This window comes from Streptomyces alkaliphilus, from assembly GCF_014141535.1.
Classification (GTDB): Bacteria; Actinomycetota; Actinomycetes; order Streptomycetales; family Streptomycetaceae; genus Streptomyces; species Streptomyces alkaliphilus.
On the sequence record NZ_VKHT01000997.1, the window covers coordinates 1 to 1803 of the forward strand.

General features: G+C 70.4%; 1 pseudogene. It reads left to right on the top strand.

Annotated elements, in window-relative coordinates:
- Positions 1-104: 104 nt before the first annotated feature.
- Positions 105-1655 (top strand): annotated as a pseudogene (glpK, locus tag FNQ90_RS21870) (glycerol kinase GlpK); the annotation flags it as partial.
- Between the last annotated feature and the right edge of the window lie 148 nt (positions 1656-1803).

A 1803-nucleotide genomic window follows, 5' to 3' on the forward strand; every position in this document is an offset into this window, starting at 1 on the left:
CCGTCCGCCCCCACCACCGCCACCGCCACGCGACATCGCACGGCCGCACCGCCGGCGCCGCTCACATCCGATCCGCACGCAGTCATCACCCAGGGAGCCGCACCGTGAACACCACACCCGGTACCGAACCGCGGGAGTCCGCCGGGGACCGCGAGTACATCGCGGCGATCGACCAGGGCACCACCTCCAGCCGTTGCATCGTCTTCGATCACGACGGACGAATCGTCTCCGTCGCGCAGAAGGAGCACCGGCAGATCTTCCCCAGGCCGGGGTGGGTCGAGCACGACGCCGTCGAGATCCGGGACAACGTCCGCGAGGTGATGGTCGACTCCCTGGAGAAGGCGGGAATCACCCGTGGACAGGTCAAGGCGATCGGCATCACCAACCAGCGCGAGACCACGCTGCTGTGGGACCGCGCCACCGGCGAACCGGTGCACAACGCCATCGTGTGGCAGGACACCCGCACCGACCGGCTCTGCCGCGAGCTCGGCCGCAACGTGGGTCAGGACCGCTTCCGCCGGGAGACGGGCCTGCCGCTGGCCTCCTACTTCGCCGGTCCCAAGATCCGCTGGCTTCTGGACAACGTGGAGGGACTGCGCGAGCGCGCCGAACGCGGCGAGATCCTCTTCGGGACCATGGACTCGTGGGTCATCTGGAACCTCACCGGCGGCCCCGACGGTGGCCGACACGTCACCGACGTCACCAACGCCTCCCGCACCATGCTGATGAACCTGCGCACCCTGGAGTGGGACGAGCGGATCCTGCACTCGATGGGCGTGCCCGCCGCCGTGCTCCCCGAGATCCGTTCCTCCGCCGAGGTCTACGGCACCGCCCGCGGCGGCCCCCTGGACGGCGTCCCGGTGGCCTCGGCCCTGGGCGACCAGCAGGCCGCACTGTTCGGACAGACCTGCTACTCGGTCGGCGAGGGCAAGTCCACCTACGGCACCGGCACCTTCCTGTTGATGAACACCGGGGAGGAACCGGTCAACTCCTACCACGGCCTGCTGACCACCGTCGGCTACCGGATCGGGGACGCCAAGCCGGTCTACGCCCTGGAGGGGGCCATCGCCGTCACCGGCGCGCTGGTGCAGTGGATGCGCGACCAGATGGGCCTGATCAACAGCGCGGCGGAGATCGAGACCCTCGCCCTGTCGGTGGAGGACAACGGCGGCGCCTACTTCGTACCCGCCTTCTCCGGGCTCTTCGCCCCCTACTGGCGTTCCGACGCGCGCGGCATCATCGCGGGCCTGACCCGGTACGTCACCAAGGCGCACCTGGCCCGGGCGGTGCTGGAGGCCACCGCCTGGCAGACCCGGGAGATCGTCGACGCCATGCGCAAGGACTCCGGCACGGAGCTGACCACGCTGAAGGTCGACGGCGGCATGACCTCCAACAACCTGCTCATGCAGAGCATCGCCGACTTCCTGGACGCGCCGGTCGTCCGGCCGATGGTCTCCGAGACCACCTGCCTGGGCGCGGCCTACGCGGCCGGCCTGGCCACCGGGTTCTGGTCCGACACCGACGAGTTGCGCGCCAACTGGCGCCGGGCCGCCGAGTGGTCGCCCGCCATGGCGGAGGAGGATCGCGAGCGCGAGTACCGCAACTGGCTCAAGGCCGTGCGGCGCACCATGGGATGGCTCGACGACGAGTCGGCCCCCTCACGTGAGGGGGCCGGGAGCACCACCGGCGACGCCCCAGTGACGGACACCGCGAAATCCGCGGAGTTCGAGGACACCGAGGAGAAGCAGTCCCGATGAAAGACCCGCACGGCCCGCACGGCCCGCAGGACCGGCACTCCCCGCC